Annotated in this window: 19 protein-coding genes; 5 read left to right on the top strand and 14 right to left on the bottom strand. The window is 75.6% G+C overall.

What is annotated here, in order from left to right:
* The first annotated feature begins 34 nt into the window (after positions 1–34).
* A complete protein-coding gene (locus tag RND61_RS25390; RefSeq protein WP_315880414.1) occupies positions 35–1,042 on the top strand; it encodes an ABC transporter substrate-binding protein in 1,008 nt (335 codons plus the stop codon).
* Entirely contained in the window at positions 1,039–3,114 is a 2,076-nt protein-coding gene (locus tag RND61_RS25395) for an iron ABC transporter permease (protein ID WP_315880415.1), read from the top strand. Before RND61_RS25390 ends, RND61_RS25395 begins: the two co-directional genes overlap by 4 nt.
* 323 nt (positions 3,115–3,437) lie before the next feature.
* Here the strand turns inward: RND61_RS25395 and RND61_RS25400 are convergent, their stop codons facing one another.
* Positions 3,438–5,003, bottom strand: a complete 1,566-nt coding sequence (locus RND61_RS25400; protein WP_315880416.1) for an SDR family oxidoreductase — start codon at positions 5,001–5,003, stop codon at positions 3,438–3,440.
* 108 nt (positions 5,004–5,111) lie between these two features.
* Here RND61_RS25400 and RND61_RS25405 point away from each other — a divergent pair, with 108 nt between their 5' ends.
* A complete protein-coding gene (locus RND61_RS25405) occupies positions 5,112–5,612 on the top strand; it encodes a MarR family winged helix-turn-helix transcriptional regulator (RefSeq protein WP_391654118.1) in 501 nt (166 codons plus the stop codon).
* Positions 5,613–5,716: 104 nt separating this feature from the next.
* A complete protein-coding gene (locus RND61_RS25410) occupies positions 5,717–7,807 on the top strand; it encodes an MMPL family transporter (protein WP_315880417.1) in 2,091 nt (696 codons plus the stop codon).
* Here RND61_RS25410 and RND61_RS25415 read toward each other — a convergent pair.
* The 7 genes from RND61_RS25415 to RND61_RS25445 form a co-directional block, all read right to left on the bottom strand.
* Positions 7,776–8,705, bottom strand: coding sequence for a glutaminase (locus RND61_RS25415; protein WP_315880418.1), 930 nt, complete (start codon positions 8,703–8,705; stop codon positions 7,776–7,778). The genes RND61_RS25410 and RND61_RS25415 overlap by 32 nt on opposite strands.
* A 129-nt stretch (positions 8,706–8,834) precedes the next feature.
* On the bottom strand, positions 8,835–10,970 hold the full coding sequence (locus RND61_RS25420; RefSeq protein WP_315880419.1) for a xanthine dehydrogenase family protein molybdopterin-binding subunit: 2,136 nt from the start codon (positions 10,968–10,970) through the stop codon (positions 8,835–8,837).
* A 19-nt stretch (positions 10,971–10,989) separates the two neighbouring features.
* A complete protein-coding gene (locus tag RND61_RS25425) occupies positions 10,990–11,985 on the bottom strand; it encodes an FAD binding domain-containing protein (protein WP_315880420.1) in 996 nt (331 codons plus the stop codon).
* A complete protein-coding gene (locus tag RND61_RS25430; RefSeq protein ID WP_315880421.1) occupies positions 11,982–12,533 on the bottom strand; it encodes a 2Fe-2S iron-sulfur cluster-binding protein in 552 nt (183 codons plus the stop codon). The genes RND61_RS25425 and RND61_RS25430 overlap by 4 nt, the downstream gene beginning before the upstream one ends.
* 43 nt (positions 12,534–12,576) lie before the next feature.
* Positions 12,577–13,137 carry a DUF5709 domain-containing protein gene (locus tag RND61_RS25435; RefSeq protein WP_315880422.1) on the bottom strand — a complete coding sequence of 187 codons (561 nt, stop codon included), beginning with the start codon at positions 13,135–13,137 and terminating at the stop codon, positions 12,577–12,579.
* Between the two features lie 167 nt (positions 13,138–13,304).
* Positions 13,305–13,478 (bottom strand): CsbD family protein, encoded by a 174-nt coding sequence (locus tag RND61_RS25440; RefSeq protein WP_315880423.1) that lies wholly within the window; start codon positions 13,476–13,478, stop codon positions 13,305–13,307.
* Between the two features lie 93 nt (positions 13,479–13,571).
* On the bottom strand, positions 13,572–14,672 hold the full coding sequence (locus RND61_RS25445; protein WP_315880424.1) for a glutamate--cysteine ligase: 1,101 nt from the start codon (positions 14,670–14,672) through the stop codon (positions 13,572–13,574).
* A 316-nt stretch (positions 14,673–14,988) separates the two neighbouring features.
* Here RND61_RS25445 and RND61_RS25450 point away from each other — a divergent pair, with 316 nt between their 5' ends.
* Positions 14,989–16,017 carry a S66 family peptidase gene (locus RND61_RS25450; protein WP_315880425.1) on the top strand — a complete coding sequence of 343 codons (1,029 nt, stop codon included), beginning with the start codon at positions 14,989–14,991 and terminating at the stop codon, positions 16,015–16,017.
* A 45-nt stretch (positions 16,018–16,062) separates the two neighbouring features.
* Here RND61_RS25450 and RND61_RS25455 read toward each other — a convergent pair whose 3' ends face one another.
* The 6 genes from RND61_RS25455 to RND61_RS25480 all read right to left on the bottom strand — a co-directional run bounded on the left by RND61_RS25455 (position 16,063) and on the right by RND61_RS25480 (position 24,281).
* Complete coding sequence (locus RND61_RS25455; RefSeq protein WP_315880426.1) at positions 16,063–17,280, bottom strand: glycoside hydrolase family 6 protein; 1,218 nt, start codon at positions 17,278–17,280, stop codon at positions 16,063–16,065.
* A gap of 224 nt (positions 17,281–17,504) precedes the next feature.
* Positions 17,505–18,641 (bottom strand): XdhC/CoxI family protein, encoded by a 1,137-nt coding sequence (locus RND61_RS25460; RefSeq protein WP_315880427.1) that lies wholly within the window; start codon positions 18,639–18,641, stop codon positions 17,505–17,507.
* Between the two features lie 47 nt (positions 18,642–18,688).
* Positions 18,689–20,131, bottom strand: a complete 1,443-nt coding sequence (locus RND61_RS25465; protein WP_315880428.1) for an NCS2 family permease — start codon at positions 20,129–20,131, stop codon at positions 18,689–18,691.
* Between the two features lie 225 nt (positions 20,132–20,356).
* Entirely contained in the window at positions 20,357–22,774 is a 2,418-nt protein-coding gene (gene pucD / locus RND61_RS25470; RefSeq protein WP_315880429.1) for a xanthine dehydrogenase subunit D, read from the bottom strand.
* Between the two features lie 5 nt (positions 22,775–22,779).
* Positions 22,780–23,388, bottom strand: coding sequence for a (2Fe-2S)-binding protein (locus RND61_RS25475; RefSeq protein WP_315880447.1), 609 nt, complete (start codon positions 23,386–23,388; stop codon positions 22,780–22,782).
* 2 nt (positions 23,389–23,390) lie between these two features.
* Positions 23,391–24,281 carry an FAD binding domain-containing protein gene (locus RND61_RS25480; protein WP_315880430.1) on the bottom strand — a complete coding sequence of 297 codons (891 nt, stop codon included), beginning with the start codon at positions 24,279–24,281 and terminating at the stop codon, positions 23,391–23,393.
* Positions 24,282–24,319: the final 38 nt, after the last annotated feature.

Raw genomic sequence — 24,319 nt, forward strand, 5'->3', positions numbered from 1 at the left:
CGCACCACCCGATCGAGCAAAGGAACCATCGCCCATGCGCACTGCACCACGGGCCCGCACCGCCCTCACCGCGCTCCTCGCCGCCGCGGCGCTCGCCGTCACCGCCGTCGGCTGCGGCTCCGCCGCCGAGGAGGCGGGCGGCGGATCCCCGAAGGAGGGGAACGGCGGCGCCGGCCAGGGGGGCGGGGTCACCGTCTCCCACCTGAAGGGCTCCACCACGCTGAAGCAGCCCGCCCGGAAGGTCGTCGCCCTGGAGTGGACGTACGCCGAGGACCTGCTGGCCCTCGGGGTGTCCCCGGCCGGTGTGGCCGACGTGAAGGGGTACGACCAGTGGGTCACCGGCGGCCCCCGGTTCGGCGCGGACGTCAAGGACGTCGGGACCCGGCAGGCGCCCAGCCTGGAGACGATCAAGGCGCTGAAGCCCGACCTGATCATCACCTCCAAGGTGCGTTCGGAGGCCAACTACGAACAGCTGAACAAGATCGCGCCGACGCTGATGTTCGACCCGTACTCGACGGAGAGCGAGTACGGGGAGATGCGGGCCACGCTGAGGAAGATCGGCACCGCCGTCGGCAAGCCGGAGGCGGCCGACACGGCGTTGAAGGAGCTCGACGAGAAGATCGCCGCCGCCCGGCAGAAGCTGGCGACGGCGAACAGGGACCGGGCCGAGGTGACCGTCGCCCGCGGCTACACCACGGACGGCGCCGCCGTGGTGGAGGTCCTCACCGACTCCACCATCCCCGGCGGGCTGCTGCCGCAGTTGGGTCTGAGGAACGCCTGGAAGGGCAAGGCCGACGCGTACGGCATGAGCAAGGTCGACATCGAGGGCCTCAAGCCCGTCGAGAAGTCCAGCCTCGTCTACGTCGCCGCGAAGGACGACGACGTGTTCGCCACGTCGCTGCCGAAGAACGCCCTGTGGCAGAACCTGGACTTCGCGAAGGGCAAGCGCGTCCACGCCCTCGACCCGGGCACGTGGTTCTTCGGCGGGCCGTTCTCGACCGCGCAGGTCGCCGACGAGATCGCGAGCGCGCTCACTTCATGACCGGGATCGCGACACGTCCTTCGGACACGGTGCCGGGGCGGACCGGGAGGGCGCTGCGCCTCCCGGCCGGCCCGGCCACCATCGTCGCCGGCGGGGTGCTGGCGCTGCTGCTGGTGACCGTGGCGCACCTGGGGTACGGGCGCAGCGACGTCGGCCTCGGGGACCTGCTGGGGCTGCTGGCCGGCGGCGGGGACGCGGAGGCCCGGTCGGTGCTGCTGGGCGGGCGGCTGCCGCGCACCCTGGCCGGGCTGGTCGCCGGGGCGGCGCTGGCCGTCGCGGGCTGCCTGCTCCAGTCGTCGGTGCGCAACCCGCTGGCCTCGCCGGACACGCTCGGCGTGACGGCGGGCGCGTACCTCGCGGTGGCCCTCAGCGCGATCACCGGGTTCTCGCTGGGCGACCTGCCGCGCGGCGGCGTCGCGTTCGCCGGGGGGCTGCTCGCGGCGGCGCTCGTGCACACCGTGGCGGGCGGGTCGCGGGGGCGGCCCGCCCACCTGGTGCTGGCCGGGGTGTCGGTGACGCTGGCGCTGTCCAGCGTCACCGCGGTGCTGGTGGTGCTCTTCCAGGAGGAGACCGGCGCGGTGTTCTTCTGGGGGCACGGCTCGCTCGCGGTGGCCGACAGCACCCGGTCCCTGACGGTGCTGCCGCTGCTCGTGGCGGGGCTGCTGGGCGGGCTGCTGCTGGCGAGGCCGCTGGACATCCTCGGCACCGGGGACGAGACGGCCCGGGGCCTCGGCGTGTCGGTGGGCCGGGTGCGGCTGACGGCGGTGGTGCTGTCGGTGCTGCTCACGGCGTGCGCGGTGGCGGTGACGGGCCCGATCGGGTTCGTCGGCCTGGCCGCGCCGCACCTGGTGCGGCTCGCCGGGGTGCGGCGGCACGCGGCGCTGCTGCCGGCGGCGGCCGTGTGGGGGGCGACGCTGCTGTTGGCGGCGGACCTGCTGGCGCGGGTGACGTCGCCGACCGGCAACGAGGTCGCGGCCGGTGTGGTGACGGCGCTGTTCGGCGCGCCGCTGTTCCTGTGGCTGGCCCGGCGGCTGCCGGCGGAGCCGGCCGCGCCCGGCACGGTGATGCCGGGCCGGCGCGGGCGCCGGCTGCCGTACCCGCCGCTACTGGCGGGCGGGGTCGCCGCGGTGGCCGCGCTGCTGGCGGGCGGGCTGGCGCTGGGCGACATCGCCGTGCCGTTCGCCGAGCTGCCGCGGCTGCTGGCGGGCGGCGGGGACGAGCTGCTGCGGGGCGTGGTGCTGGAGTACCGGCTGCCGCGGCTGCTGGTGGCGGCCCTGGCGGGGGCGCTGCTGGCGGTGGCGGGCGGCATCGTGCAGACCGTGTCGCGCAACCCGCTGGCGGACCTGACGGTGATGGGCGTCAGCGGCGGCGCCGGGTTCGGCGCGGCGCTGGTGCTGGTGGCGCTGCCCTCGGTGCCGTACGCGATGCTGCCGGTCGCGGCGCTGCTGGGCGGTACGGCGGCGTTCGCGCTGACGTACGGCCTGTCGCTGCGGAAGGGGTCGGTGGCGCCGGAGCGGCTGGTGCTGGTCGGCATCGGCACGTTCGCGCTGACCACCGCGGCGACCAACTACCTGGTGGTGGGGGCGCGTTTCCAGGTCGCGCAGGCGCTGACGTGGCTGTCGGGCTCGACGTACGCGCGGGACACGACCGACCTGTCCGTGCTGGCGGCGGCGGTGCTGGTGGGCGTGCCGCTGCTGGTGCTGTCGTTCCGGCGGCTGGACCTGCTGGCGCTGGGCGAGGACACGCCGCGCACGCTGGGGCTGCCGCTGGAGCGGACCCGGCTGGCGGTGCTGGTCCTCGCGGTGGCGCTGGCGGCGTGCGCGGTCGCCGTCGTGGGGACGGTGGCGTTCGTCGGCCTGGTCGCGCCGCACGCGGCGCGGATGCTGGTCGGTTCGCGGGCGCACCGGCTGCTGCCGGTGTCGGCGCTGCTGGGCGCGGCGCTGATGATCGCCGCGGACACGGTGGGCCGTACGGCCATCGCGCCCGCGGAGATCCCGTCGGGGCTGCTGGCGGCGCTGATCGGCACGCCGTACTTCGTGTGGCAGCTACGGCGCGGCCACCGCGCGGGCTGACGGCCCGCCCGCTCCCGGCGCACCGCCTTCGGCGGCCCCGCCCGGGCGGCCCCGCGGGTCGCCCGGAGGCGGGCCGGGGCCCACAGCGGGCGGGCGGCGCGGGCCCGGTCACGGGCGGGGCGGCCTCCGCGGCTCGCGTACGGCCCCGGTGACGCGTCCGGCGTGGCGCCGGCCGTCCGGCGCGCCGCCTGCCCGCCGCGCGGCGAGCGGGTGGGGCCCCGTCACGGGTGGACGGCGAGACGGCCGCGCCGTGCGCGCGGGGCGTCCCCGCGGCGGCGGGCGGCCGTGCGGCCGAAGGCGGGCGGCGGGCGGGGCGGCCGTGGTCACCGCGCCGCCCCGGAGCCGGAGCCGGCGCCGGCGGCGGCCTTCTCGGCGGCCCCGGTGATGTTGCGGGCCATGCCGCCGAACACGGCGGCGTGGAACGGGGCGACACCCCACCAGTACGCGTGGCCGAGCAGCCCGTGCGGGTGGAACAGGGCACGCTGCCGGTAGCGGGTGCGGCCCCGTTCGTCGCGGTCGGCGTACATCTCCAGCCAGGCGAGGCCGGGCAGGCGCATCTCGGCGCGCAGCCGCAGCAGCCGGCCGTGCTGGATCTCCTCGACCCGCCAGAAGTCCAGGGAGTCGCCGGCGCGGAGCCGCGCGGCGTCGCGCCGGCCGCGGCGCAGCCCGACTCCGCCGACGAGCCGGTCGAGCCATCCGCGCGCCGCCCAGGCGAGGGGGAGGGAGTACCAGCCGTTGTCGCCGCCGACGCCCTCGATGACCCGCCACAACTGCTCGGGCGGGGCGTCGACGAGCCGTTCCCGCTCGTCGGTGTAGAGGCTGCCGCCGGCCCAGTCGGGGTCGGTCGGCAGGGGGTCGCTGGGCGCGCCGGGCACGGAGGCGGACGACCAGCGGGTGGTGACGCGGGCCTCGCGGACGCGGCGCAGGGCGAGCGCGAGGGCCTCGTCGCAGCCGAGGGGGGCGCCGGGCGGGTCGGGGACGTGGCGGGCGATGTCGTGCTCGCGGCAGACCACCTCGTGGCGCAGCGAGTCGGCGAGGGGCCGGGCGATGGACGCCGGTACGGGCGTGACGAGTCCGATCCACAGGCTGGACAGGCGCGGCGTGAGCAGCGGCACGGGCAGGACGAGCCGCCGGGGCAGTCCGGCGACGGCGGCGTAGCGCGCCATCAGCTCGCGGTAGGTGAGCACGTCGGGGCCGCCGATGTCGAAGGAGCGGCTGACGTCGGGCGGCATCCCGGCGCTCCCGACGAGGTAGCGCAGCACGTCGCGGATGGCGATCGGCTGGATGCGGGTGCGCAGCCAGCGCGGGGTGACCATGAGGGGCAGGCGTTCGGTGAGGTAGCGGAGCATCTCGAAGGACGCGGAGCCGGAGCCGAGGATGACGGCGGCGCGCAGCACGGTGGTGGGGACGCCGGAGTCCGACAGGACGCGGCCGACCTCGGCGCGGGAGCGCAGGTGCGGGGAGAGGTGCCGCTCGGGCACGCCGGCGGGGGTGAGGCCGCCGAGGTAGACGAGGCGGCGCACGCCGGCGGCGCGGGCCCGGCGGGCGAAGACGGCGGCGGCCTCGCGGTCGGTGTCCTCGAAGCCGGGGCCGGTGCCGAGGGCGTGCACGAGGTAGTACGCGATGTCGGCGCCGCGCATCGCGTCGCGCACCGACGCCTCGTCGGTGACGTCGCCGCGGACGATGTCGACGCGGTCCGCCCAGGGGTGGTCGCGGAGCTTGCCGGGGGTGCGGGCGAGGCAGCGCACGCGGTACCCGGCGTCGAGGAGTTCGGGGACGAGGCGGCCACCGACGTAGCCGGTGGCGCCGGTGACCAGGCAGAGCGGCGCGGTCGCGGGGGCCGGTCCGGGCCGGTCCGTGGCCGGGGACGGGGCGCTGCGGTCCGTCATGGGTGCCTCCGTCGCTCGGGGTGCTGCTCCCACCGTGGACCGCCCGGACGGTTTCCGCCCGTCCGGTGCCTTCGGATGCGGGAGGCGGGGTTTCTATAGGCTGACCAGGTGGTGACCAGGGACGACGACGGAACGGGCGAGGGGACGCGGGGTGAGCGGCAGCCCCCGGCGGACCTCCAGGCGTTCGCCGTGCAGCTCCGCCGGATGAACGGCGAGGTGAACCGGCTGGTGCACGGCTTCGCGGCGAGCCAGGGCCTGCACCCGACGGACGTGCAGGCGCTGGCCGCGATCCTCGACGCCGACGGGCCCATGACGCCGGGGCGGCTGCGCGAGCACCTGGGGCTGACCTCGGGGGCGGTGACCGCCTGCGTGGACCGGCTGGAGCGCGCCGGTCACATCCGCCGGTCCCGCGAGAGCACCGACCGGCGGGTGGTCCACCTGCACTACGAGCCCGGGGCGCAGGCCGCCGCGCGCGCCTTCTTCCGGCCCCTGGCGACGGCGGCGGAGGCCGCCACCGGGCGGTTCACGCCGGAGGAGCTCCACGTGGCGCTGCGGTTCCTGACGGCGCTCAACGAGGAACTGGGTTTGGAGACCCCACCGCGGCGGTAAGCGGGTGCTTCCGGCGCGTCGGGGCCCCCGGTGCCGGAGTATCTCAATCATTAAGATAGTTTTCCGTTGAGACAGTAGACGGATCCCCCTCCCGCAGGAGAACCATGCCCTCCTTCCCGGTCCTCGCCCGGCGGCTGCTGCCCGCCCTCCTCATCGCCGTCTGGCTGGCCGTCGGAGGCGGTCTCGGCCCGTACGCCGGGAAGCTGGGCGAGGTCGCCACCAACGACCAGGCGGCGTTCCTCCCCGAGGACGCCGAGTCGACCCGCGTCCTGGACGCGCAGCGGGCGTTCCGCCAGGAGGAGTCGCTGCCCCTGGTCGTGGTGTGGACCGGGGACGGCGGGGGCGCCGTGGGCCCGGCCGGGCGGGAGGCCGCGACGCGGGCGCTCGCCTCCCTGGCGGGCACGCCCGGCGTGGTGGGCACGCCCTCCCCCGCCGTGCCGTCCGAGGACGGCGAGGCGCTGCAGGGCGCGCTCCGGCTCGCGCCCGACCTGGAGGACGAGCTGCCCGCCGTCCTCGAACGGGTCCGGGCCGCCGCCGGCGAGGTGCCCGGCACCCGGACCTGGCTGGCCGGCCCCGCGGCGACCCAGGCGGACCTGAGCGACGCGTTCGCCGGGATCGACGGGCTGCTGCTGGGCGTCGCCCTCGCGGCCGTCCTGTTGATCCTGCTGCTGGTGTACCGGAGCGTGCTGCTGCCGCTCGCGGTCATCCTGTGCGCGGTGTTCGCCCTGGCCCTGGCGTGCGCGGTGGTGTACCTCCTCGCCGACGCGGACGTGGTGCGGGTCGACGGCCAGGTGCAGGGCATCCTGTTCATCCTGGTCATCGGCGCGGCGACCGACTACGCCCTCCTGCTGGCCGCCCGCTTCCGGGAGGAGCTGGTCCTCCACGAGGACCGTCGCGCCGCGATGCGCGCGGCGCTCCGCCAGTCGTACGGGCCGATCGGGGCGAGCGCCGCCACGGTCGCCCTCGGCCTGCTGGCCCTGCTCCTGAGCGACCTCACGAACAACCGGGCGCTGGGGCCGGTCGGGGCCATCGGCATCGTCTGCGCCGTCCTGGGGTCGCTGACCTTCCTGCCCGCCGTGCTGGTGCTGCTGGGCCGGGCGGCGTACTGGCCGGCCGCTCCGAAGCGGGCCGCGGCGGGCGCCGGGCACGGTGTGTGGACGAAGGTGGCCGCCCTCGTCGACCGCGCCCCGCGCAGGGTGTGGGCGGGGACGCTCGCCGTGTTGCTGGCGGGCGCGGCGTTCGCGCCGGCGCTCACCGCGAAGGGCGTGCCGCTGGACGAGATCTTCGTCGACGACGCGCCGTCCGTCGCCGCGGGGAAGGTGCTCGGCGAGCACTTCCCCGGCGGCTCGGGCAACCCCGCCGTCATCGTGGCGGACGCCGCGGCGCTGCCCGCGGTGACCGCGGCGGCCGAAGGTGCCGACGGGGTCGACTCGGTCGCGCCGGTCACCGCGTCCGGGCGGCCCGGCGGCCCGCCCCTGGTCGTCGGGGGGCGGGTCCAGCTCAACGCCACCCTGGAGGCCGCGCCCGACAGCGACGCCGCGAAGGCGGCGCTGGTCCGGCTGCGGACCGCCGTCCACGCCGTACCGGGCGCGGGCGCCCTGGTGGGCGGCTACACGGCGCAGCAGTACGACACGCAGCGGACCGCCGAGCGGGACCGCGCGGTCATCGTCCCCGTCGTCCTGGTGATCATCCTGCTGATCCTGGTGGGGCTGCTGCGCTCGCTGCTGCTGCCGGTGCTGCTGGTGGCCACGGTGGCACTGAACTTCCTGGCGACCCTGGGCGTCTCGGCGCTGGTCTTCGAGCGGCTGCTCGGCTTCAGCGGCACGGACGCCTCGGTCCCGCTGTACGGGTTCGTGTTCCTGGTCGCGCTGGGCGTCGACTACAACATCTTCCTGATGTCGCGGGTCCGGGAGGAGACGCTCCACCACGGCACGCGGCAGGGCGTGCTGCGGGGGCTCACCGCGACCGGCGGGGTGATCACCTCGGCGGGCGTGGTGCTCGCCGCGACGTTCGCCGCGCTCGCGGTGATCCCGCTGGCGTTCCTGCTCCAGATCGCGTTCATCGTCGCCTTCGGCGTGCTCCTCGACACCCTGGTCGTCCGGTCGCTGCTCGTGCCGGCGCTGGTGCGGGACATCGGGCCGGTCTCCTGGTGGCCCGGCGCGCTCAGAACACGGACAGGCCCGTCAGGGTCGTGAACCGGTCGAGCGCGGCGACCCCGGCGACGGAGTTGCCGCGCTCGTCGAGGCCCGGGCTCCACACGCACAGCGTGCAGCGGCCCGGGACGACGGCGACGATGCCGCCCCCGACGCCGCTCTTGCCGGGCAGCCCGACCCGGTAGGCGAAGTCGCCGGCCGCGTCGTAGGTGCCGCAGGTCAGCATCACGGCGTTGACCTGCTTGGCCTGGCTGCGGCTGAGCAGCGACGAGCCGTCGGCGCGGATGCCGTGCCGGGCCAGGAACCCGGCGGCGCGGGCCAGGTCCGCGCATGAGGCCTCCAGGGAGCACTGGCGGAAGTACTGCTCCAGGAGGTCGGGGACGGGATTGCCGATGTTGCCGTAGGAGGCCATGAAGTACGCCAGGGCGGCGTTGCGGTCGCCGTGCGCGGCCTCCGACGCGGCGACTTCCCCGTCGAAGTCCAGCTCCGCGTTGCCGCTCTCGGCGCGCAGGAACGCGCGCAGCGCGCCGGACGCGTCGCCGGTCAGGGTGTGCAACCGGTCGGTGACGACGAGGGCGCCGGCGTTGACGAAGGGGTTGCGGGGGATGCCGTTCTCGTACTCCAGCTGGACGAGCGAGTTGAACGGGTTGCCGGACGGCTCGCGGCCCACGTGCTCCCACAGCGCCTCGCCCTCCAGGGAGAGGGCGAGGGCGAGGGTGAACGCCTTGGTGATGGACTGCGCGGAGAACGGGTGCCGCCAGTCCCCCACCCCGTAGACCGTGCCGTCGAGCTCCGCGACGGCCATGCCGAAGCGGCGGGTGTCGGCCTCGGCGAGCGCGGGGATGTAGTCCGCCGGCCGGCCCCGGCCCGGTCGGGCGGCGATGTCGGCCGCGATCTGGTCGAGGACGGGCTGGAAGGCGGGGGCCACGGCGGTGCTCACTTCGGCGGGTGCGGGGGCGGGGGCGTCCGCCCCATTGTGCCTCCCCCGTCCCCCGGGCCGGCGTGCGGGAGCCCGGCCCGCCGGGGGCCACCGCACGCCGGCGGCCGGGCCGTTCGGGCACCGGGCCGCTCAGGCGGCGAGCCCCTCCTCGGGGCGGAGCGCGGGGAGCACCCGGTCCGGGGTGAGGGGCAGTTCCCGGAAGCGGACGCCCGTGGCGTGGTGGACGGCGTTGCCGACGGCGGCGGCCGCGCCGACGGTGCCGATCTCGCCGACGCCCTTGCTGCCCATGGGGTTGAGGAGGCCGTCGTCCTCCTCGATCCAGTGCGCCTCCACCGCGGGCACGTCGGCGTGGGCGGGGACGTGGTAGGAGGCGAGGTCGCTCTCGGTGAAGTCGCCGTGGGCGGCGTCCATGGTGCTGTGCTCGGTCAGCGCCATCCCCAGGCCCATGACCATGCCGCCGATCAACTGGGAGCGGGCGGTGCGCGCGTTGAGGATGCGCCCGGCGGCGAAGACGCCCAGCATGCGCCGGAGGCGCACCTCGCCGGTGACCGTGTCGACCTGCACCTCGGCGAACTGGGCGCCGAAGGCGTGCCGCGCGTACGGGGGTGTGCGGCGGACCTCGTCGGTCGTGTCGGCGGTGGCCGTCAGCCCGTCGTCGGGCAGCGGCCCGCCGTGCCCGGCGACGGCGGTGGCCAGGGCGGCGCACGCCCGGTGGACGGCCCACCCCCAGGAAGCCGTGCCGGAGGAGCCGCCGGCGAGGGGCGCGCGCGGGAGGCGGGTGCTGCCGATCTCGATGCGCACCGCCTCCAGGGGCGCGGCGAGCGCGGCGGCGGCGACCTGGGCGAGGACCGTGCGGGCGCCGGTGCCGATGTCGGTCGCGTTGACGCGGACGGTGTACGTGCCGTCGGGGTGGGCGGTGGCGCTCGCGGCGCACGGCGACACGAGCACGGGGTAGGTCGAGGCGGCGACGCCGGAGCCGATGAGGAGGGGGCCCTCGCGGCGGGCGGCGGGCCGCGGGTCGCGGTCCTGCCAGCCGAAGCGGCGGGCGCCCTCGCGCAGGCACTCGACGAGGTGGCGGCTGCTGAAGGGACGGCCGCTGTCGGGCTCCGTGGCGGGGTCGTTGAGGATCCGCAGGTCGACGGGGTCCATGCCGAGGGCGTCGGCGAGCTCGTCCACGGCGGACTCCAGGGCGTACATGCCGGGGGTCTCGCCGGGGGCGCGCATCCAGGACGGGCTGGGCACGTCGAGGGGGACGACGCGGTGGGTGGTGAGGCTGTGCGGCGACCCGTACATGACGCGGGCGGGCACGGCGGCCTGCTCGACGAACTCGGTGACGCGCGAGGTGTGGGTGGTGACCTCGTGGCTGACGGAGACGAGGGTGCCGTCCGGTTCGGCGCCCAGGCGCAGCCGGTGCAGGGTCGGCGCGCGGTGCCCGGTGACGGACGGCAGGTGGCGGCGGGGCAGGGCCAGCTTGACGGGGCGGCCGGTGTGGATCGCGGCCATCGCCGCGAGGACGACGTGCGGGCGGGGGGTGCCCTTGCCGCCGAAGCCGCCGCCGACGTGTTCGGCGACGACGGTGACGCGGTCCTCGGGGAGGTCGAAGAGGGAGGCGAGGACGGCGCGGACGGCGTTGGCGCCCTGGCAGGAGTCGTACACGGTGAGCCGGCCGCCGGCGAAGTGGGCGGTCGCGGCGTGCGGCTCCATGGGGTGGTTGTGCAGCGGCGGCACGCGGTAGGCGACGTCGACGCGGACCGGGGCGGTGGCGAACGCGGCGGCGGCGTCGCCGCGTTCGCGGTGGGCGGGGTAGCCGCCGTTGGCCTTCTCGGGGGTGTACGCCTCGGGGTGGTCCTCGTCGAGGACGACGTCGTGCGGTTCGGGCCCGCCGCCGTGGCCGGCGCAGGCGACGCGGACGGCGGCGGCCACCGCGCGGGCGTTCTCCAGGGTGTCGGCGACGGCGAGGGCGACGTACCAGCCGCGGTGGGGGACGGCGTCGTACTGGAGCACGTCGAGCTCGGGGTCGTCGGGCGGGGCGGCGAAGCGGGGCGCGTTGAACGGGGTGAGGACGGCGAGGGCGCCGGGCTGGGCCATGGCGGCGGAGGTGTCGACGCGGGTGACGCGGCCGCAGGCGACGCCGACGGGGACGGGCCAGGCGTGGGCGCAGCCGGGCGGGGTGTGCTCGGCGGCGTAGCGGGCGGCGCCGGTGACCTTGTCGCGGCCCTCGATGCGCTCGGCGGGGGTGCCGAGGGAGTGCGGGGAGGCGGCCATGGGTGCTCCGGTTCTCCGGTCAGGTGCGGTGGGTGCCGGCGAGACCGCCGACGACGTCTTGGGCGAGCCGGTGGGCGAGGGGGACCTTGTACGCGTTGTCGCGGAGCGGCTCGGCGGCGTCCAGTTCGGCGGCGACGGCGCGGGAGACGTTCTCGGGGGTGGGAGCGGCGCCCAGGAGGGCGGCCTCGGCGCGGCGGGCGCGCCAGGGCCGGTGCGCGAGCCCGCCGAACGCCAGGCCCAAGCGGCGCACCGCGCCGCCGGCGTCGAGGTCGAGGACGGCGGCGACCGAGACGAGGGCGAAGGCGTAGGAGGCGCGGTCGCGGGCCTTGCGGTACGCGGAGGGCAGCCCGGCGGTGGCGGCGGGCAGGGTGACGGCGGTGATCAGTTCCCCGGGCCGGATGACGGTGTCCAGTTCGGGGTGGGCGCCGGGGAGCCGGTGGAAGTCGGTGACGGGCACGGTGCGTTCGCCGTCCGGGCCGTGGAGTTCCACGTCGGCGTCGAGGGCGGCGAGGGCGACGGCGAGGTCGGAGGGGTGGGTGGCGATGCACAGGGGCGAGTGGCCGAGCACCGCGTGGTCGCGGTGGACGCCGTCGCGGGCGCCGCAGCCGCTGCCGGGGACGCGCTTGTTGCAGGGTTTGGTGAGGTCCTGGAAGTAGGGGCAGCGGGTGCGCTGGAGGAGGTTGCCGCCGGTGGTGGCGGTGTTGCGGAGCTGTCCGGAGGCGCCGGAGAGGAGCGCGCGGGACACGGCGGCGTAGCGGGCGCGGACGAGGGGGTGCGCGGCGAGGTCGCTGTTGCGGACGGTGGCGCCGACGCGCAGGCCGCCGTCGGGGAGCTCCTCGACGGCGTCGAGCGGCAGGCGGCCGATGTCGACGAGGGTCTCGGGGGTCTCGACGCCGAGTTTCATCAGGTCGACGAGGTTGGTGCCGCCGGCGAGGTAGCGGGCGCCGGGGTGCGCGGCGTGGGCGGCGGTCGCCTCCTGGACCGTGCGGGCGCGGACGTACGCGAAGGGCCTCACCGGATCACGTCCTCGACGGCCTGGACGATGTGGGGATAGGCGCCGCAGCGGCAGAGGTTGCCGCTCATCCGCTCGCGGATCTCGTCCGGGGTGAGCGGGACGGGGCCCTGGGCGGGCGGCGCGTCCGGGTCGGTCGCCAGGGAGGGGTGGCCGGCGGCGGCCTCGTCGAGCATGCCGAGGGCGGAGCAGAGCTGGCCGGGGGTGCAGTAGCCGCACTGGAAGGCGTCGCGGTCGAGGAACGCCTGCTGGAGCGGGTGGAGCCGGTCGCCGCCGTCCTGGGCGACGCCTTCGACGGTGGTGACGTCGCAGCCGTCGAGGGCGACCGCGAGGAGCAGGCAGCCGTTGGCGCGGCGCCCGTCGACGAGGACGGTGCAGGCGCCGCACTGGCCGTGGTCGCAGCCCTTCTTGGCGCCGGTCAGGCCCAGCCCCTCGCGCAGCGCGTCGAGGAGGGTGGTGCGGTGGTCGACGGTGAGCGCGCGGAGCGTTCCGTTCACCCGCAGGGTGACCTCGGAGTGGTACGCGTCGGGCGGGGGCGTCGTCGGCTGCACGGGGCTGGGCCTTTCCGGTGGTGGGGTGGGAGGCGGGGGCCGGTCAGCCGCTCCGCTCGTCTCCGGTGTCCCCCCCGATCCCGGTGTCCCCCACGTACCCCCGGTCCCCCTCGCCCTCCTCGCTCGGCTCGGGTATGAGGTGGACGGCGGCCTCCTCGGCGGACGCGGCCCCGCCGTCGATGCCCACGTCCCGGCCCACGACGTCCTTCTCCGTGTCGGTGTGGGCGCCCTCGTCGGGCGCGACGAGCCGGCCCGACCGGTCCTGGCCGACCTGGTCGTCGTACGGCTCGCCCATGCCGCCGGGCAGGTCGCCGATGCCGTCGGAGGCCGCCTCGGCGTCGTCGGTGCGCAGGGCGGGGTCGGGAACCTCCCGGGACAGCCGCCGGTCGAGGGACTCGCCCTCGCGCTGCTCGCGGGCGGTGGTGCCGACGTCGTCGGCGGCGAGGGGCCGCTCCGGGGGCGAGTAGCCCTCCTCGTACGGGTTGGTGGCGCGGTCGGAGAGGGTGTCCTCGTCGTCGAGGATCCCGTGGTCCTCCAGGATCTCGCGGTCGTCGGTGGGGTCGGGCTGGTAGACCTCGTCGCCCATCGTCTCTTCGGTTCCCATGGCTGGCTCCCGGTCTGCTGCGGTTTCGCCTCCTCCGCGTATCCAGCCTGGACCAGGTCACACTTCCCGGCACCCGCGCGCGGTGCAAACGGGCGCCGGGCCCGCGCACGCGCACCGCCCCCGCACGGTGGCGTGCGGGGGCGGTGCGGCGCCGGCGGCCGGCCGGTTCAACGCTTGAAGGCGTCCTTGGCCTTCCGGCCCGCCTCGCGCAGGTCGGCCTGGGCGCGCTCGGTGCGGCCCTCGGCGGCCATGTCCTCGTTCCCGACCGCGCGGCCCACGTTCTCCTTGACCGCCCCCTTGGCCTGCTGGACCTTGGCGGGCGTCTTCCGTTTCGCGGACATGGTGCGTACTCCCTGTTCGTCGCTTCCCGGACGGGATACGCCTGCCCCGGTCCGGAGCGGTCACACCGGGGCGCCCGCTCGCGGCCGGCCCCGTCAGCGCACCCCCTCCTGCGTACGCCGTACGCACTCCGTGACGACGGCCCCCAGCGTGCCGTGCCGCCGCAGCAGCCGGCGCTGGACGCGGGCGCCGTTGCCGCCGCTCAGCAGGTCGTCGAGGGACTTGCGGGCGCGGGCGTGGTCGCCGTTGTCGTCGAGCGCCTCCTCGACGTGCCGGAACAGCGCCCGGACGACGTGCTCGGCCGGGGCGGGCCGCATGGTGTGCGGGTGGACCAGCTCGCCGTCCAGCCCGGACCGGGCGGCCCGCCAGGCGGCGGCCCTCAGCAGCCCGATGCCGTGGTCCTCGGGCGGCCGGCCCTCCCTCCAGTGCCGCGCGGCCGTGTCGACGAGGGCCCGGGCGAGCGTCGCGACGAGGACGGTCGTCGAGGCGTCCAGGCAGACGTCGGCGGCGCGGATCTCCACCGTCGGGTAGTGCCGGGAGAGCCGGGCGTCGAAGTAGACCATCCCCTCGTCCTGGAGGACTCCCGTGGCGAGCAGGTCGCGCACCCGCCGGTGGTAGCCGTCGGCGGAGCCGAACAGCTCCACCGGCCCCACCGACGGCAGGCGGCCCCACACGCGGCTGCGGTAGCTGTGGTAGCCGCTGTCCCCGCCCTGCCAGAAGGGCGAGTTGGCGCTCAGCGCGACCAGTACCGACAGCCACGGCCTGATCCGGTCGAGCACGGCCACGCCCTCCTCGTCGGAGGTGACCGAGACGTGGACGTGGCAGCCGCAGGTGAGCTGCTCCAGGGCGGTCAGCCCGAAGTGCTCCTGGATCCACCGGTAGCGCCTGCCCTCGGTGACGGCGGGCCCCACGGGCAGCGGCGAGGTCGCCAGCGCCACGACGGCGGCGCCCGCCTCGGCGGCGAGCCGCGCCGCACCGGCGCGGCACCGCTCGATCTCTTCGGCCACCTCGCCCATGGTGGTCCGGGGCACCGTCCCGAACTCGAGCTGCTGGCCGTGCAACTCCTTGGTGAAGGCGTGGGCCCGCCCCTGGTGGTGCCTGGCCGCGATGGCCAACACCTCTTCGGAGAGCGCGCGCGGCTCCCCCGATCGCGGGTCCACGAGGAGGAGTTCCTCCTCCACTCCGACACTGCGCAAAAGAACCCGCCTTTCCGATCGCATCCTCGGGGGACAACTGACGGAACTGCCGGACTCGCCGGATCTGCTGGACTGCGGACGTACTGGGTCTCCGACGTGCTGGACGCACCATCATCCCCGGTGCGGCGGGCGTGCGCACGGCCCCGGAAGCCGCTCGCGGGGATCTGGCGGGTTCCCGTCGCACCCGGCCGGAAGGGCCGGTGGCCGCCCGCCCCGCGGTGGACCCGGTACGCCGCGCCCCGCCCCGGCACGGCGGCGGGCGGGGCGGGGGAAACCCGGGCGCGACCGGGGCGTTCGGCGTGCCAGAATCCCCCGCATGCCGATTCGCTACCCCCGTCCCCTGCGCCCCGGCGACCGGATCGCCGTCACGTCCCCGTCGAGCGGGGTGTCCGAAGAGCTCCGCGCGCGGCTCGACGTGGCGGTCCGCGCGGTGGAGGCACGCGGGTACGAGGTCGTGGTGGGCGACTGCATGGACGGCTCCGGGCACCTCAGCGCCCCGGCCGCCGACCGCGCGGCCGAGCTGACGGCGATGCTGACCGACCCGGACGTGCGGGCCGTCGTGCCGCCGTGGGGCGGGGAGACGGCGATCGACCTCGTCCCGCTGCTCGACTGGGACCGGCTGCGGGACGCCGAACCGACCTGGTTCGTGGGCTTCTCCGACGTCTCGACCCTCATCACCCCGCTGACCCTGCTCACCGGCACGGCCACGCTCCACGGCAACAACCTCATGGACACCCCGTACCGGACGCCAAAGGGGCTGCTGTCCTGGCTGGACGTGGTGGCGCTGCCGGAGGGCGGCCGGTTCGCGCAGACCCCGCCGGGCCGCCACCGCTCCTCCGGCTGGGACGACTGGGCGGCCGACCCGCACGCCGACACGCTGGCGTTGGACGCCGCCGGCACGTGGACGCGGCTGGACGGCGACGGCGACGTGGACGTCGAGGGGCGCCTGATCGGCGGCTGCGTCGACACGCTGTGCCACCTCGCCGGGACCCCGTACGGGGACGTGCCCGCGTTCGCCCGCGCCCACGCCCCCGAGGGGCTGCTCGTGTACGTGGAGGTCTGCGAGGACGACGCGTTCGGCGTCTGCCGCGCCCTGCACGGGATGCGGCTCGCCGGGTTCTTCGACGCCGCCAACGCCGTCCTGATCGGCCGCACGTCGGCGCCCGACTCGCCGTCGCTGACGCAGGCCGAGGCGGTGCTGGACGCGCTGGGGCCGCTGGGCGTCCCGCTGATCGCGGACGTGGAGTGCGGTCACGTGCCGCCGTACCTGCCGCTCGTCAACGGGGCCCGTGGCCGGGTCGTCCACACGGCGACCCGGCACGAGCTGACGCAGGTCCTGGACTGACCGGCCGGCGGCTCGGGGGCCGCCGGCCGGTCCGGCCGCGGCGCCTCAGACGATCGGCGGCTGGGCCAGCCGTACGAGCTCCAGGGCCTGCTCCGGGAACCAGGCGCCCGCCTTGGGGTCGACCATGCCGCGGGCGGGGTCCTCGGGGCCGGGGGTCCCGCGCAGGCACAGGCCGTCCGACTCGCCGGGGATCTTGATCCAGAGGCGCGCGTCGTGGAGCGGCTCGCCGGTGCGGGTCGTCGGGCGGGCGCCCAGGCCGCGGTCCGGCGGGTTGCACCACTCCTGCGGGTCCGGGTAGACGCCGGCGGGCGCGGTCCAGGGGCCGCGGCCGTTGCGGCTGGAGTCGGTGACGAAGTGCTTCATCCGCGCCGGGTCGGTGCGCACGTGCTCGGCGATCCAGGCGTCGGCCTCGGCGGGCGGCGTCCACTGGTCGGGGCAGTGCGCCGCGTCGCCGCCGTCGGCCGCGTACGCCAGGCAGGCGGAGATCAGCTTGCCGTAGCGGACGTTGGCCGCGTCGGTGTGGTAGTTCGAGACGTTCAGGTAGAAGCCGGTGGCGTCGTCGACGCCGCCCTTGAGGAGGCGGGGCACGAGGGAGCGGACGCCGTGCCAGCCGGGGTGCCCGGCGTCGAGGTAGACCTTGGTGCGGGGCAGCCCGGCGAGGAGGGAGGCGGCGTACCGGACCTCGGTGTAGCGGGCGGCGGTACGGGTGCCCTGGGCGTCGTCCTGGCCGCAGTCGGAGGGCAGCAGCGCGAGGGAGTCGGGTTCGAGGACGACGATCGCCTGGCGACCGCCGATGGCGCGGGCGACGGCGTCGACCCACGCCTGGTACTCGGCGGTGGTGGAGGCACCGCCACCCGAGTAGTTGGAGCAGTCGCGGCCGGGGATGTTGTACAGGGCGAGCACCGGGACGGTGCCCTCGCGGGCGGCCTTGCGGACGACGGCGCGGACCTCGTCGTGGACCTCCTGCGGCGTCCCGGCGTGGTACCAGACGGCCTGCGGGGTGCGGACCATGCGCAGCAGCCCGACCGCGTCGGTGAACCGCCCCTCCCGTACGAGCTCCTTCACCTGGGTGAGGGCGCCCGGGTTGGGGGCGGGGACGTGCAGGGCGGTGCCGCGGGCGGACGGCGCGGCGCCCTCCCGCGCGGCGACGCCCTCCTGGGCGGCGGCGGGGCCGGTGAGGAGGCCGGCGGTCAGGGCGAGCGGGAGGGTCAGCAGGGCGGCGGCGGCTCTGAGGCGGCCGCGGGCGCGGGTGCGCAGGCTCATGGACAGCCCTTCGTCATGGGTCGGAGGAGGCTTGGGAGCGCTCCCACCGAGACTCCCGCCCGTCCCGTGCGCCCGTCAAGGCCCTTACACCGCAGGAGTCGCGAAGGAGCGGGCCGGAGGCCGGGCGCGGCCCGTCCGGGCCGGAGCCGCCGACCGGCGCTGGGTCCTCTCCGCCCGGCCCGGCACCCCGGACCGGGCCAAGGGGCCGTCTCCCGGACGAAGGGTCAGGCGGCCGGCTCCATCCGGCCGTCGGTGGCGGTCGGCCCGTCGTGGTGGATCGGGGTGCGGGCGCCGGTCAGGGAGGCGCCGCTGCCGCCCCGGCGGTCGGCGACGATCTCGGCGCCGATCGACAGGGCCGTCTCCTCCGGGGTGCGGGCGCCCAGGTCGAGGCCGATCGGCGAGCGCAGGCGGGCCAGCTCGCGCTCGGTGACGCCGGCCTCGCGCAGCCGCCGCACGCGGTCCTCGTGGGTGCGGCGGGACCCCATGGCGCCGACGTACGCGACGGGGAGGCGCAGGGCGCGCCGGAGGAGCGGGATGTCGAACTTGGCGTCGTGGGTGAGGACGCACAGCGCCGTGCGGGCGTCGACCTCGGTGGCGTCCAGGTACTCGTGCGGCCAGGCGACGGCGATCTCGTCCGCCTCGGGGAAGCGGGCGGGGGTCGCGAAGACCGGGCGGGCGTCGCAGACGGTCACGTGGTAGCCGAGGAACTTGCCGACGCGGACGAGCGCGGAGGCGAAGTCGACGGCGCCGAAGACGATCATGCGGGGCGGCGGGACGCTCGACTCGACGAGCAGGGTGAGCGGCTGCCCGCACCGGGCGCCCTCCGCGCCGACGGTGACCGTACCGGTGCGGCCGGCGTCCAGCAGGGCGCGGGCCTCGGCGGCGGCCGTACGGTCCAGTTCGGGATGGCCGCCCAGGCCGCCCTCGTACGCGCCGTCGGGCCGTACGAGGAGGGCCGTGCCCATCAGCTCGCGCGGGCCGTCGACGACGCGGACGAGGGCCGCGGCCCGCCCGCCCGCGGCGGCGGCCAGCGCGTCGGGGTAGACCCCGCCGCGGACCGGGGTGACGAGGACGTCGATGACCCCGCCGCAGGTCAGGCCGACCGCGAAGGCGTCCTCGTCGCTGTAGCCGAAGCGTTCGACGACGGTCTCGCCGTCCTCGATCGCCTGCCGGCACAGTTCGTAGACGGCCCCCTCCACACAGCCGCCGGAGACCGAGCCGATCGCGGTGCCGTCGCGGTCCACGGCGAGCGCGGCACCGGGCAGCCGGGGCGCGCTGCCGGTGACCGCCACGACCGTGGCGACGGCGCACGCGCGTCCCTGCTCGACCCACGGGCCGAGCTCGTCGGCGATGTCCAGCATGGCGGCCTCCTTGGCTGCGAAACGGTGGTGGGGAGGGGGCGGGACCGTCAGTGTCCGGCGCCGGTGGCGAAGTAGAGGACGAACACCGCGGAGAGGATCCACATCAGGGCGCTGGGCTCGCGCCACCTGCCCTGTGCGGCCTTGATCGCGCAGTGGGCGATGACACCGGCGCCGACCCCCGTGGTGATCGTGTACGTGAACGGCATCAGCACGACCGTCAGGAAGACCGGCACGGCCACCGACCAGTCGCCCCAGTCGACGTGGCGGGCGTTCTGCAGCATCATCGCGCCGATCACGACCAGGGCGGCGGAGGCGACCTGGCCGGGGACGAGCTGGGTGAGCGGGGTGAAGAACAGGCAGGCGGCGAAGAGCAGGCCGGTGACCGAGGAGGACAGGCCGGTGCGGGCGCCCTCGCCGACACCGGTCGCGGACTCGATGAACACGGTCTGGCCGGAGGCGCTGGTGACGCCGCCGACCGCCCCGCCCGCCCCGTCGATGAACAGCGCCTTGTTGAGGCCGGGCATCCGGCCGCGGGCGTCGGCGAGCCCGGCCTCCTGGCCGACGGCGATGATGGTGGCCATCGCGTCGAAGAAGCCGGCCAGCACCAGCGTGAAGACGATCGTGCCGACGGTGGCGTAGCCGAGCTGCTCCCAGCCGCCGAACTCGACCTGCCCGAGGAGCGAGAAGTCCGGCATGGAGACGATGCCGCCGTGCAGGACGGGCGGCCGGCCGCCCCACGCCGTCTCCTCGATCAGGCCGGTCGCGGTGGCGGCGACGGAGGCGACCGTGCCGACGGCGATGCCGAGGAGGATGGCGCCGGGGACCTTGCGGGCCTGGAGCATGAAGATCAGCAGCAGGGTGACGGTGAACAGGACGACCGGCCAGCCGGTGAGCGAGCCGCCGACGCCGAGGGTGACGGGGCCGCCGCCCTGGCCCTTGCCGACGAAGCCCGCGTTGACGAAGCCGATCATCGCGATGAAGAGGCCGATGCCCATCGTGATGCCGTGCTTCAGGGCCAGGGGTATCGCGTTCATGATGACTTCGCGGACGCCGGTGACCACCAGGAGGCAGATCACCGCGCCGTAGACGACGCACATGCCCATGGCCTGCGGCCAGGTCATGTGGGGCGCGACCTGGGTGGAGACGACGCCCGCGACGCTGAGGCCCGCCGCCAGCGCGAGCGGGACCCTGCCGATAAGGCCCATCGCCAGGGTGGTGACCGCCGCCGCGAGGGCGGTGGCCGTGATCAGGGCGGGCTGGCTCAGCTCGTTCCCGAGCACGTCCGCGCCGCCGAGGAGCAGCGGGTTGAGCAGGAGGATGTACGCCATGGCCATGAAGGTCGTGACGCCGCCGCGCACCTCGCGCGCGACGGAGGATCCTCTGCGGGTGATGTGAAAGTACCGGTCGGGCCAAGACCGTCCGGCGGGGACGCGTGAGCCGTCGCCCGCGTCCTTCGACGCGGTCTCCGGCTCCACTGACGACTGGGTCATGGTGCCTACTCCCAAGGTTCACAGGGGCACCCGCGGGGCTCCGGTTCCGGGCCCCGTGCGCGGGATTTGGGATGCTGCCTGGCTGCACGACCCGGGGGACGGCCCGAGACGAACGGGGTGGTGCGTGGGGGGCTCCGGGCGGCGCGGGCCGCGGACCTGTGACGTTCCCGGTGGAGGCGCGCCGCCCGGAGGGCCGTGGGGTGCGGGGGGAGGGACCCCCCGCGGTCATGCCGTGCCGGTGAGGTGCTCGGGGCGCACCGGCGTCCTGTTCAGCTCCAGCCCCGTCGCGTTCCGGATCGCCGCGAGGACGGCCGGGGTGGACGACAGGGTCGGGGCCTCGCCGATGCCGCGCAGCCCGTAGGGGGCGTGCTCGTCGGCGAGTTCGAGCACGTCGACGGGGATCGTCGGCGTGTCGAGGATGGTGGGGATGAGGTAGTCCGTGAAGGAGGGGTTCTTCACCTTCGCGGTCTTCGGGTCGACGACGATCTCCTCCATGAGCGCCATGCCCAGGCCCTGGGTGGTGCCGCCCTGGATCTGGCCGACGACGGACAGCGGGTTGAGGGCCTTGCCGACGTCCTGGGCGCAGGCCAGCTCGACGACCTTGACGAGGCCCAGTTCGGTGTCCACCTCGACGACGGCGCGGTGGGCGGCGAACGAGTACTGGACGTGGCCGTTGCCCTGGCCGGTGAGCCGGTCGAAGGGCTCGGTGGGGCGGTGCCGCCACTCGGCCTCGACCTCGACGACCTCGTCCTCCAGGACGTCCGCCAGGTCGGCGAGGACCTCGCCGTTGTCGGTGACGACCTTGCCGTTCTCCAGGAGCAGCTCGGCGTGGGCCCAGGCCGGGTGGTAGGTGCCGAACTTGCGGCGGCCCAGCTCCAGGACCTTCTCCCGGACCAGTTCGCAGGAGTTCTTCACGGCGCCGCCGGTGACGTACGTCTGGCGGGAGGCGGAGGTGGAGCCGGCGGAGCCGACGCGCGTGTCGGCGGGGTGGATCGTCACCCGGGTGACCCCCAGTTCCGTACGGGCGATCTGGGCGTGGACGGTGACGCCGCCCTGGCCGACCTCCGCCATCGCGGTGTGGACGGCGGCGACGGCCTCGCCGTTGACGACCTCCAGGCGCACCCGGGCGGTGGAGTAGTCGTCGAAGCCCTCCGAGAAGCCGACGTTCTTGATGCCGACGGCGTAGCCGACGCCCCGGACGACCCCCTCGCCGTGCGTCGTGTTGGACAGGCCGCCGGGCAGGGCGCGCACGTCGGCCCCCTCGGTGCTCTCCCACTGGCGCTCCGGCGGCAGCGGGCGGGCCTTGACCCGGCGCAGCAGCTCGGCGACCGGGGCCGGGGAGTCGACGCGCTGCCCGGTCGGCATGACCGTCCCCTGTTCCATGGCGTTGAGCCGGCGGAACTCGACCGGGTCCATGTCGAGCTTCGCGGCGAGCTTGTCCATCTGCGCCTCGTACGCGAAGCACGCCTGGACGGCGCCGAAGCCGCGCATGGCGCCGCAGGGCGGGTTGTTGGTGTAGAGGGCGAGCGCCTCGATGTCGACGGCGTCGATGGCGTACGGGCCGGCGGAGAGGGAGGCGGCGTTGCCGACGACGGCCGGGGAGGCGGAGGCGTAGGCGCCGCCGTCCAGCACGATCCGGCACTTCATGTGGGTGAGCCTGCCGTCCTTGGTGGCGCCGTGCTCGTAGTGCAGCTTCGCCGGGTGGCGGTGGACGTGTCCGAAGAACGACTCGAAGCGGTTGTAGACGATCTTGACGGGCTTGCCCGTGCGCAGGGCCAGCAGGCAGGCGTGGATCTGCATCGACAGGTCCTCGCGGCCGCCGAAGGCGCCGCCGACGCCGGAGAGCGTCATGCGGACCTTCTCCTCGGGCAGGCCGAGGACGGGGGCGATCTGGCGGAGGTCGGAGTGCAGCCACTGCGTGGCGACGTACAGGTCGACCCCGCCGTCCTCGGCGGGCACGGCCAGACCGGACTCCGGGCCGAGGAACGCCTGGTCCTGCATGCCGAAGGTGTACTCGCCCTCGACGATCACGTCGGCCCGCGCGCGGGCCGCCCCGACGTCGCCGCGGACGATCGGCTGGCGGTGCAGGACGTTCGGGTGCGGGACGTGGTCGGCGTGGTGGTCGTCGCGGTCCGGGTGCAGGACCGGCGCGCCGGGGGCGAGGGCGGACGCCTCGTCGGTGACGACGGGCAGCTCCCGGTACTCGACCTTGATCTTGGCGGCGGCGCGCCGCGCGGTCTCGGGGTGGTCGGCGGCGACCACGGCGACGGGTTCGCCGTGGTGGCGTACGACGCGGTGGGCGAGGACCGGGGTGTCGCGGATCTCCAGGCCGTAGTGCCTCACCGCGGTCGGCAGGTCGTCGTGGGTGAGGACGGCGTACACGCCGGCCTGGGCGAGGGCCTCGGAGGTGTCGATGGAGACGATCTCGGCGTGGGCGACGGGCGACCGGAGGATCTGGCCCCACAGCATGTCCTCGTGCCACATGTCGGACGAGTAGGCGAACTCGCCGGTGACCTTGAGGGTGCCGTCGGGGCGGAGGGTGGACTCGCCGATGCCGCCCCTGGTGCCCTGGGAGCCCTGGGTGACCTGGGTGGGGGTGCCGGCCGGGGCCGCGGCGGCCCGGGTGTTCTGCGCCGTGGTCATGGGGGTCAGACCGCCTCTCCCTGACGTTCCTGGCGGGCGGCCGCCAGGCGGACGGCGTCCAGGATCTTCTCGTAGCCGGTGCAGCGGCAGAGGTTGCCGGAGAGCGCCTCGCGGATGTCCTCGTCCGTCGGGGACGGGTTGCGCTCCAGCATCTCGTCGGCCGCGACGAGCAGGCCCGGGGTGCAGAAGCCGCACTGGACGGCGCCCGCGTCGATGAACGCCTGCTGGATGGGGGCGAGCGCCGCGTGCGGGGAGGGGGCGCCCTCTCCGGGCCGCGGGCCGGTGCCGTGCGCGGACCAGCCCTTGGCGTCCTCCGGGCTCGTGCCGTGGGCCCCGGAGGCGCCGGAGCCGCCCTCGGCGCGCTGCCGGGCGTAGTCGGCGAGGCCCTCGACGGTGACGACCTCGCGGCCCTCGACCTGGCCCGCGGCGACGAGGCACGAGCAGACGGGGACGCCGTCGAGGCGGACGGTGCACGAGCCGCACTCGCCCTGCTCGCAGGCGTTCTTGGAGCCGGGGAGGCCGAGGCGCTCCCGCAGGACGTAGAGGAGGGACTCGCCCTCCCAGACGTCGTCGGCCTGCTGCGGACGGCCGTTGACCGTGAAGTGGACGCGCATGGTCATGCCGCTCCTTCGAGTGTGCGGGCGCTGCCGCGGTACTGTTCCCAGGTCCAGCCGAGGGTGCGGCGGGCCATGATGCCGACGGCGTGCCGCCGGTACCGGGCGGTGCCGCGTACGTCGTCGATCGGGTTGCAGGCGGCGGAGGCCAGCTCCGCGAACTGCTTGGCGATCGACGGGGTGATGATCTTGCCGTTGTCCCAGAAGCCGCCCTCTTCCAGCGCGGCGTTCAGGAACTCCTCGGCCTCCCGCGCCCGGATCGGGGTGGGGGCCGCGGAGCCGATGCCCGTGCGGACCGTGCGGGTCTCCGGGTGGAGGGCGATGCCGAAGGCGCAGACCGCGATCACCATGGCGTTGCGGGTACCCACCTTGGAGTACTGCTGCGGGCCGTCGGCCTTCCGGATGTGGACGGCCCTGATGAGCTCGTCCGGCTGGAGGGCGTTGCGCTTCACGCCCGTGAAGAACGCGTCGATGGGGATGAGGCGGGTGCCGCGCACCGACTCGACCTCGACCTCGGCCCCGGCGGCGAGCAGCGCGGGGTGGGCGTCCCCGGCGGGGGACGCGGTGCCGAGGTTGCCGCCGACGCCGCCGCGGTTGCGGATCTGCGGCGAGGCGACGGTGTGGGAGGCCAGGGCGAGGCCGGGCAGCTCGGCCCGCAGGTGCTCCATGATGCGGGCGTACGGGACGGAGGCGCCCAGCCGGACGGTCTCCTCGCCGACCTCCCACTCGCCGAGCGGCTCGACGCGGTTGAGGTCCAGGAGGTACTCGGGCCGCCGGTGGTCGAAGTTGATCTCGACCATGACATCGGTGCCACCCGCGATGGGCACAGCCGTGGGGTGCTCCGCCTTGGCGGCGAGCGCCTCCTCCCAGCTGGCGGGGCGAAGGAAGTCCATGAGTGGCTCTCTTTGATCGGTGTGACCGGGATGTCCAC

Source organism: Streptomyces tamarix (assembly GCF_032423885.1).
Taxonomy (GTDB): domain Bacteria; phylum Actinomycetota; class Actinomycetes; order Streptomycetales; family Streptomycetaceae; genus Streptomyces; species Streptomyces tamarix.